General features: G+C 61.8%; 8 protein-coding genes and 1 pseudogene. 1 reads left to right on the forward strand and 8 read right to left on the reverse strand.

What is annotated here, in order from left to right; all coding sequences use genetic code 11:
• Window positions 1–101: 101 nt before the first annotated feature.
• Entirely contained in the window at window positions 102–371 is a 270-nt protein-coding gene (locus tag ACP7DD_RS26110) for a type II toxin-antitoxin system RelE family toxin (protein ID WP_426178270.1), read from the reverse strand.
• On the reverse strand, window positions 361–606 hold the full coding sequence (locus ACP7DD_RS26115; RefSeq protein WP_426178272.1) for a type II toxin-antitoxin system Phd/YefM family antitoxin: 246 nt from the start codon (window positions 604–606) through the stop codon (window positions 361–363). The genes ACP7DD_RS26110 and ACP7DD_RS26115 overlap by 11 nt, the downstream gene beginning before the upstream one ends.
• Before the next feature lie 453 nt (window positions 607–1,059).
• On the opposite strand from ACP7DD_RS26115, the pseudogene ACP7DD_RS26120 reads away from it, so the two are divergent.
• Window positions 1,060–1,964 (forward strand): annotated as a pseudogene (locus ACP7DD_RS26120) (sulfurtransferase).
• 71 nt (window positions 1,965–2,035) lie between these two features.
• Here ACP7DD_RS26120 and ACP7DD_RS26125 read toward each other — a convergent pair.
• The 6 genes from ACP7DD_RS26125 to ACP7DD_RS26150 all read right to left on the reverse strand — a co-directional run.
• Window positions 2,036–3,385, reverse strand: a complete 1,350-nt coding sequence (locus ACP7DD_RS26125) for a TolC family outer membrane protein (protein ID WP_426178273.1) — start codon at window positions 3,383–3,385, stop codon at window positions 2,036–2,038.
• A gap of 2 nt (window positions 3,386–3,387) precedes the next feature.
• Window positions 3,388–4,749 (reverse strand): HlyD family type I secretion periplasmic adaptor subunit, encoded by a 1,362-nt coding sequence (locus tag ACP7DD_RS26130; protein ID WP_426178275.1) that lies wholly within the window; start codon window positions 4,747–4,749, stop codon window positions 3,388–3,390.
• A 3-nt stretch (window positions 4,750–4,752) separates the two neighbouring features.
• The gene (locus ACP7DD_RS26135) at window positions 4,753–6,642 is read right to left on the reverse strand and encodes a type I secretion system permease/ATPase (protein ID WP_426178276.1); all 1,890 of its coding nucleotides are present in this window, start codon (window positions 6,640–6,642) and stop codon (window positions 4,753–4,755) included.
• Between the two features lie 341 nt (window positions 6,643–6,983).
• A complete protein-coding gene (locus tag ACP7DD_RS26140) occupies window positions 6,984–7,325 on the reverse strand; it encodes a hypothetical protein (RefSeq protein WP_426178278.1) in 342 nt (113 codons plus the stop codon).
• The gene (locus ACP7DD_RS26145) at window positions 7,274–8,647 is read right to left on the reverse strand and encodes a hypothetical protein (protein WP_426178280.1); all 1,374 of its coding nucleotides are present in this window, start codon (window positions 8,645–8,647) and stop codon (window positions 7,274–7,276) included. The genes ACP7DD_RS26140 and ACP7DD_RS26145 overlap by 52 nt, the downstream gene beginning before the upstream one ends.
• A gap of 35 nt (window positions 8,648–8,682) precedes the next feature.
• A partial coding sequence (locus ACP7DD_RS26150; RefSeq protein WP_426178282.1) for a hypothetical protein occupies window positions 8,683–9,238 on the reverse strand: 556 nt, incomplete at its 5' end.

The raw sequence follows: 9,238 nt of genomic DNA on the forward strand, positions 1-9,238 counted from the left end.
GCAGTGAGTGTCAAAAATCCACACTGGCGGCCGCGCTTTTACATTGATATCAAGTGTTTTTATTAAATCATTGAATATAAATCATTTAATTGCGCAATCCGTTAAGTTGGGTGGATTGGGGTGCGATCCCGCTTACCAATTGCAATGACAGTGACGAATAGCACGTCGTCCTGCACATGGTAGACCAAGCGGCATCCGACGGTTTTTAGCTTGATCTTGTAGCAGTCAGGCATGCCGGACAGAGCGGCACTCGGGACGCGCGCTTGCTCCAGGCGCTCGGCCAGCTTCTTCTTCAATGGCGCGCGCACGCTGCCGTCGAGCCCTTGCCATTCGGCCCAGGCCTGCTCGTGAAACCGCAGCCTATAGGTCATTCAGACTGACTTCGACAAAGGGTCCGGCGGCGCGTTCATGGATCAGCTTGGCATCCTCCAAATCCTCAATACGAGAGACCAAATGCTCATAATAATCGGCTGATAGCAAGTACGCTTCGGGCCGGTTGTGATTCAGCACGGCGACTGGGGTATGTTCCGCCTCTTTCAGTACATTCGCGAAATTACGCTTGAGCTCTGTGATGCTGACCGTGATGTTGGCAAGAACGGTTTCCATTTTACCTCGAGATTGACATCATATTTGTCATCGAATATTACACCATTTGCCGACCTTAGCGGGACCACGGATCACTATCAGTGGAACCTGTAGCGAAAAAAGGCCGGAGCGCTGTTCAGGCCTTTTCGATCGCCGTGTCGTGACTTACTGCGCGCTGGGCTGACACCGAAACTTTGCTCAAGAGTCCGGCAAATGTCCGAATGCCAGACCGGGCACCGGCTTTTGAAGATTGTCAGCGGAAGTAAGTTGCCACTTCCGCAACTTCACTCGGCTGCGACGTGCCCGCTGCCGAGCGCTGGCGGAGCAGCGCCACGAGATAGTCGTAGCGCCTGCGCGAGATCGCGTTTCACGCTCGTCAGTTGCTGCTCGGCGCTGAGCAAGTCGAGGATGATCCGCACGGCCGCCCTTGATGCTTTGCGACGTCGCCTTCATCACATTCTTCAGTTAGCAATCATGCACGCCACCATCGACCACGCCGCCTCCGCGGATGCGCAGGCCATCGCCGCCGCCGCCGCGCACGTCAACATCGCCGCCTACAAGTTCGTCACCTTCGACAACACCGAGGAGATGCGCCCGCAGTACCAGGAGATTTGCAAGGAGCTCGGCCTGAAAGGCACCATCCTGCTGACGCCGGAGGCATTAACCTGTTTCTGTCGGGCGCGCGCTCGCAGATCGACCGCTTCCTGGCGTGGCTGCGCAGCGACGTGCGCTTTGCAGATATCGAGGTCAAGGAAAGCTATTCAGAAGAGCAGTCGCACAAGCGCATGCTGGTGAAGATCAAGAAAGAGATCATCACGCTGCGCATGCCGCTGATTAAGCCGGAGCTGGGGCGCGCGCCGGCGGTAGCGCCAACCACGCTGAAGCGCTGGCTCGACCAGGGCCACGACGACAACGGCAAGCCGGTGGTGATGGTCGATACGCGCAATGCGTTCGAAGTGGACGTGGGGACGTTCAACAACACGATCGACTACCGCATCGCCAAGTTCACCGAGTTCCCGGAAGTGATCGCGGCCAACAAGGACGCGCTGGCCGACAAGACCGTGGTGACGTTCTGCACCGGCGGTATCCGCTGCGAAAAAGCGGCGATCCACATGCAGAACATCGGCTACGACAGCGTATACCAGTTGGAAGGCGGGATCCTGAAGTATTTCGAGGACGTCGGCGGCGAGCACTACACCGGCGACTGCTTCGTGTTTGATTACCGCACCGCGCTGAACCCACAGCTTGAGCCAACCGTGACGGTACAGTGCTTCGCCTGCCGCGCGGTGGTCACGCCGCGCCAGCAGCTCGACCCACGCTATGTGTACGAGGTGTCGTGCCCGCACTGTGCGCCAGTGACGGACGCAGCAGCGCAGTAACACGCGCTTCAGCTAAAGAAAAGGGCCGGAACGCTGTCGTTCCGGCCCTTTTTGCTTGCCGCGCCGACCGCTTAGCGGAAGTACGCGGCGATCTGGCGAATGTTGTCTGCCTCCAGGGTGCCGGCGGCGGAACGCAGGCGCAGCAGACCGAGGAGGTAGCTGTAGCGCGCCGCGGCCAGGTCGCGCTGGCTGGTAAACAGCTGCTGCTGCGCATTCAACAAGTCGAGGTTGATGCGCACGCCACCTTTGATGCTTTGCTCGGTCGCCTTCATCAACTCCTTGCCCGACTCGGTCGACTTGACCAGCGCCGCAACGCGGGCAACGCTACTTAGCGTCAGGTCATGCGCCTTGCGCAGTTCGAGCAATACCTTGTTGGTCTTGAGGTCCAGGTCTGCCTTGGCCCTCTCGTAGCCGGCCGCCGCCTGGCGCGTGGTGGCGTTGACAGCGCCCCCGGCGTAGATCGGCACGTTCAGCTGGATGCCGATCGAGCGATTGACCGTATTCTGGGTGTAGGTGTTGAGCGTTTCCGAGTCGCCCTTGCTGTAGGTGGCAATCAGGTCAAGGCGCGGCGCGTGGCCGGCGCGCTGGCGGCCTATCTCGAGGCGCGCCACTTCGACCTGCAGGCGCGCCGCCGCCAAGTCGTGGTTGTTGGTCAGGGCGATCGCCTTCCATTCCTCGAAAGTCGACGGCGTCAATTGCTCGAAGCGGAACTCGGTACCGAGTTTATCCAGCGCGCCCGGATCCATGCCGATCACCGATTCGAGCGTGGTGCGCTGCGCCTTCAGGTTGTCGCGCGCTTCAAGCAGCTGCGCTTCGGACAGGTCGAGCCTGGCCTGCGTTTCCAGCATGTCGGTGCGGGTGCCCTCGCCCTTTTCGAACAGGCGCTGGTTGACCTTTTGCTGTTCCGCGTACATGTCGCGCTGCACTTGCGACAGCGCCAGCTGGTCGTCGGCAAACAAGGCGTCCGAATAGGCGCCGACCACGCGCAGCGCGACCTCGGCGGTATTGGCTTCAAACACTTCCGCACCGAGTTTGGTCTGGGCCTTACCCTGGCGGTAGCGGGCGATCGCTTCAAGGTTGACGATCGGCTGGCGAAGCTGCACGATGGCGCTGCGGCTGATGTAGTTCGGATGGGTCAGCGACGTGCGGCCGATGGCGTCGAGCGCTTCGATATCGGCGCGGTTGCGGCTGGCCGAGTAGCTGGCCGAAATGTTCGGCAGCAGCGCGGCGCGGCCAAGAATGCGGTTCTCCTTGGCGCTTTCATTCTCGTAATAATTCATCCGGTAGGCCGGATCGTTTTGCAGCGCCGCCTCGTACGCTTGGCGCAGGCTGATGGCCGACGCTTCGCCCGCCAGCATGGCGCAAACAGCGCCGACGGCAACGGTGACGCTGCGCAGCGCCGATGGGATTGCGTAAGTCAAGTTCATTCCTCGGTCATCGAAGTTTTGGCGCGGTCGAATATCGGCTTGAGCAGGTAGCTCATCATCGAACGCTCGCCGGTGTTGACGAAAATTTCAACCGGCATGCCGGGACGGATATCTAGCTTGGCCGCCATCTTCGCGCCTTCGGGCGTGACCCGAGCACGCACCTTGTAGTACGGCATGCCGGTCTTGTCGTCGATCAGGCGGTCGGCCGATACCGAGATGATCTGGCCTGGAATGTGTGGCGTGCTGTTGGCGTTAAACGCCGAGAAGATCATCTCGACCGGCAGGCCCTTGTGCACCTTGTCGATCAGGTTGACTGGCAACTGTCCTTCGGCCACCAGGGCGTCGCCGGCCGGCACGATGTCCATCAGCTTGAAGCCGGGGCTGACGACGCCGCCGCGGGTAAAGACCTGCATGCCGACTACCGTGCCGTCCACCGGCGCGACGACGTCGGCATTTTTGAGGTCGAACGCCTGCGCGGTAACGCGCCCCTCAAGCGCTTCGGCCTCGCGCTGGGTATCGACCAGCTGGCTGCGCACTTCCTTCTGGAATTCCTCGGTGCGCTGGATGCGGCGCAGCGACAGCTCCATTACCTGGCGCTGGATGCGCCCGATGTTGCCGAAGTCTTCAGAAATGGCGCCATTGATCTGCGAAAAGGAGCGTTCCACTTCGAGCAGGCGGTTGCGCGCGATGTAACCATCCTTGGCCAGGTCGCGCATTCCTTCGAGCTGCGACTTGAGCATGCCGAGCTGCTCCTTCTTACTATCTCGCGACTCTTCGATACCGCGTTGCTGCAGCTTCAGGCCGGCGATGTTTTCATTGACCGCGGCCAATTCGTTTTGCAGCGCCAGTTTGCGCGACGAGAACAGCTGGCTTTGCAGCGCGATCACGGCGGCGACGCGGGGATCCTTGCGCTCTTGCTCGAGCGCCGGCGGAAACTGGATCGTTGATTTACCGTCGCGCTCGGCCAGCAAGCGCGCTTCCGCGGCGCGCGCCGTATAGTATTGGCTCAAGGTCGAGTCAGCTTGTGATTTGACCAGCACGTCGTTCATACGAACCAGCACCTGGCCGGCCTTGACGGTGTCGCCCTCCTTGACGTGGATCTCGGCGATGGTGCCGCCGGTGAGGTGCTGGACCGACTTGCGGCTTGACTCGGAAGCGACGGTGCCGGACATCGGCACGCCCTTATCGAGCGGCGCAAAAATGGCCCACAGCAAAAAGCCGCAGACACCGGCGATCACGATGATCCAGCCGAGCCGGCTATACGACCGCGCATCGGTGCTGACGACCAGCGGCGACACGTCATGGGTGATGACTTCGGTCACTTCCGTGCTGTGAGGTTCTTTTTTAATCAATTTCATGACTTATTCCTCGTTTGCGGTTGCTGCAGCCGGCGCGGCCTGAGGCGAGGCGGCAGGTTGGCCGGCCCCCTGCGCATGCGCATGCTGCTGCGCTTGTGCCTGCTGCTGCGCTTGTGCCTGTTGCTGCGCTTGTGCCTGTTGCTGCGCTTGTGCCTGTTGCTGCGCTTGTGCCTGCTGCTGGGCCTGGGCTTGCTGCTGGGCTTGCAACTGGCCCTGATTCAGCGCCGCAACTACCTCGGCGGTCGGGCCGAACATGGCGACCGCGCCTTCGCGCAGCAGCAGCAATTTGGTCGTCACGCCGATGGTGCTGGTGCGGTGCGTGATCAGAATAATCGTTTTGCCGCGCTGCTTTAGGTCAAGAATGCCTTGCAGCAGTGCCGCTTCGCCGACGTCGTCGAGGTTCGAATTGGGTTCATCGAGCACAATGATCGACGGGTCGCCGTACAGCGCGCGGGCCAGGCCGAGGCGCTGCTTCTGGCCGCCGGACAGTCCGGCGCCGCCGTCGCCGAGGATGGTGTCGTAGCCGCTCGGGAAGTGCAAGATCAGATCGTGCACGCCGGCCCGCTTGGCCGCGAGCACTACCTTTTCGGGCTCGATTTCGCCAAAGCGCGCAATGTTTTCGCTGATGCTGCCGCCGAACAGTTCGATGTCCTGTGGCAGGTAGCCGATGTGCGGGCCGAGCTCGGCCTTGTTCCAGTGATAGATATCGGCGCCGTCGAGGCGCACCTTGCCGTGCTGGGCCGGCCAGACGCCGACCAGCAAACGGGCCAGTGTCGACTTGCCGGAGCCGCTAGGGCCGATCACGCCGAGCACGTCGCCTGGGGCGATCCCAAAGCTGACGTTGCGCAGCACCGGCACCGGCATGCCCGGCGGCGCGGCGCTGACGTCTTCCACGGTCAGGCCGCCAAGCGGCTTGGGCAGTGGCATGCCGGCTTCGCGCGCAGGATGGTCGGCCAGCAGCTCGGCCAGGCGCTGGTAGGAGGCGCGGGTGCCGCTCCAGGTTTTCCACACGCCGATCACTTGCTGCACCGGCGCCAGCGCGCGGCCGACCAGGATCGAGGCGGCAATCATCATGCCGGGGGTAATCTTGCCCTCGATGGCGAGCAGCGCGCCGTAGCCGAGGATCAGCGACTGCAGTGACACCTGCACGAACTTGGTGGCGGCGCCGACGGTGCCGGCCTTCTCGCTCGCTTCGGCCTGCAAGTTGAGGAAGCGGCCATGCAGCTTGAACCAGCGGCCCATCAGGTTGGGCAACATGCCCATCGATTCGATGACTTCGGCGTTGCGCAGGTTGTTGGTGGCCAGGTTGTTGGCCTTGATCGCCATCGTGCCGGCTTCCGACAGCGGCTTTTTCGATACCCGTTCATTGATGAAGGCAAGCGAGACGAGCACGGCAGTGCCGAGCAGCGCGAACACGCCAAGGGTCGGCTCGAAGAAAAAGATGACGACCAGGTAGATCGGAAACCACGGTGCGTCGAAGAACGCGAACACGGCGTTACCTGTCAGAAACTGGCGGATGTTGGTCAGGTCGCTCAACGCCTGGCCGGCGTTGCTGCCGGGGCGCTTCAGGCTTTGCTCGAAGGCGGCGGTGTAGACGCGCTTGTTGAGCTTCATGTCGAAATCGGCGCCGACGCGCACCAGGATGAAACTGCGGACCAGCTCGAGGCCACTCATCAGCAGGTAGGCGCCCAGCATCATCATCGTCAGCATCAGCAGCGTGATCTCGTTGCGGCTGGCCAGTACGCGGTCGTACACCTGAAGCATGTAGATCGACGGCACCAGCATCAACAAGTTGGTGATGGCGCTGAACACGCCGATGGTAAAGAAGGTGCTCTTGAACCCGGCTAGGGCCAGTTCAATTTCGTTCTTGGCGGTGATGAGTTTGTTTTTCATGTGGTGCGGGCGAGCCCGAAATGAGGTTGCGGCAAAGTGGGCAGTGACGGGGTCGCGCTTTTTTGACCGAGCCAGACTGTAACTTTTACACTTCAATTTAAATGTGACGTAGATCACATTTTCGAGAGCTTAGCACGTGAGGCAATGGTTTGGAAGAAATTCTTCCGAGGGAGAAAGCGAGTGTAGTCTAAACCCGACGGCAACAGCGCGCGCAAGCGGCCGGCGGCGCAGGCAAGTGACGTTCGCAAGCAAAAGGACCTTGGTTGCCCAAGGTCCTTATTATCAAAGCATCAACCTCATCGCGCGCTGACAGCCAGTGGGGTGTCGGGCACCCCGCCGTTTCAAACGATCAGCAAGGTGTCGGCGGACGCGCTGTACGAGGCGGTGCCGAGGTCGACCAGGCCGACAATCTTAACGTTCACGTCAGTCGAGTTGGAGAAGGTGACGCCTTGCGCGACGTTTTCGATCACGTAGGTGTTGCCGCCGAACCGGAACCACGAGATCTGGCCGGCCGTGGTCGAAGCGATCGCTGCGTTGGCGAAGTCCTGGAACACGGCCGTGCCGCTCCGCGACACCTTCGCTGCGATGAAGAAGGCGCCCGAAGCTGCGAACTGGATCTTCTCGCCAGCGCTCAGATCGGTGATCGTGGCGTAGCTGTTGACGTTGGTGGTCGCACGCGACACGTCGAACGTGTCGTTACCAGCATCACCGGTAGGGTGGTCAGGTCGGCGGTGGTGCCGACGACCAGGCGGTCGGCGCCGGCGCCACCGACCAGTACATGGGCGTTGCCGGTGGCGGTGAGCACGTCGGCAGCGGAGCCGCCCTTGATGGTCTGCGACACGGTTCCGTTGGTCGCCGCGATCGGGATGCCGCTCATGGCCGACGCATCGGTCATGGTCAGCGCAGCGGCGCTCTGTGACAGCACCAGGTTCGAGTTGCCAGTGATAATCAGCGACTTCAAGGAGGCATCGACCAGGTTCAGCGTCGCCGTCTGGATACTGGCGAGGCCATTGACGGTTGGAACGGAGTCGAGCAGGTTCAGGTTGATGGTCTCGACGCCTGCCGCGGTGACAGTGCCGAAGTCGAGCGATGTGCTTGCCACCCTGGTGTTGACGTTCAACATATCGGCGGTGCCGGTGGCGTCGGTCATGTTGACGGTGGTGCTGCCGGAAGGACCGTTGGTCAGTTCCATGGTGCCGCCGTCGGCCATCTTGTTGACGATCAGCGCGGCGGTGCCGTTGGCGCCACCGGCCGAGGCGGTAGTGAAGTCGGTCACATTGCCATTGACAGTGTTGGTCAGCACCAGCGGATTGGTGGCGCCGCTGGCGACTGGCGTGCCGAGCCAGCCCGACGGCGTGGCGAAGGTACCAACTTTGGCGAGGCCAGCAACAGTGCCGCCGCGAAAGACCGCTGCGATTTCATCGGCGGTAAAGGTGCCGGCCGGACCCGCGCTAACCGTCACGCCGTCGATCGTGAAGGCCTGGCCGGGAAGCGTAAAGCCGGCGCCGAAGGTGAACGTGGTCGCCTCGGCGCTTACGCCGTTGACACCGGCGGTCACAGCGGCGGTCGGCGCCGCCGCCGCAACGCCGGGCCCGGTACCGACCGAGATGACGAAGCTGATGTTGTCCAGGTTGGACAGATCGACCGTGCTGGTCGAACCGGACAGGCCGGCGTTGAGGAACATCTTTTCGAAGCTGTCGATCTTGCCGGCAAAACTGGATGTCGCCGACGCCACCGCCGCGTCCGCCACGTCCATGCGCAACAGGTCGCTGCCGGCGCCGCCGTCCATATTGGCGCTGAGCGACGTCGTGCCTGACGCCAGGCGCAGTACATCGACGCCGGCACCGAGCGATATTGCCTTGGTCGTGGTCGTGGTCGACAGGTTAACGGTGTCGGCACCGGCGCCGCCGACAAACGTGGTGTTCGCGGCGTTGATGGTGATGTTGCTCGCGCCGGTGGTGGCCGAGGTGTCGACCGAGGTGACAGTGGCGCCCGAAGGGTCCATGTTCAGGCCGGCCGCGCCAGAGACGACGACGGTCTTCAGCGCCCAATCGTAGAACCAGGCAAGTTGGTCGTTTGGGTACCCGCCACACGCAGCGTTTCCACGCCGCCGGCGGTGATGTTCGCGCGTGCAGTCGCGCCATCGCTGTTGATGTTCAGCGTGGTGTACGTCGCACCGAGGTTGATCAGGGCAGGTGCGCCGGTAAACACGTTGTCGCCGATGTTGTTCATCGACAGGTTCAGCGAGGTGGCGGCGGTATTGGTGACCGTCACGCTGTGGGTGCTGTTCGCCAGGCTAAGCGAAGTCAGCGCGTCCGACGCGATGGTCGAGTTGGCGAACGAGTTCAGGCTGACGCTCGACAGAACGTCGGTGCCGGTGATGTTGCCGTTGATGGTGACCGCGCCAGCGACGACGCCAAAGGTGCCTTGTAGCTTTGAAAGAAATTCCTGCATTAGTGGAAACTGATGTAAACGAGCGTAAGCGTCCAGTCCACCCACCTTCCATTGCCAATTCCACCTAGCCATACTCCGGTTTTGAAAAGGAGATAGGAATGGCAAATATCGAACGCGAAGCGCTGTGGAAAGAACGCGTCGC

The sequence above is a fragment of the Massilia sp. TWR1-2-2 genome (genome assembly GCF_049897565.1).
GTDB lineage: Bacteria > Pseudomonadota > Gammaproteobacteria > Burkholderiales > Burkholderiaceae_D > JAFCUW01.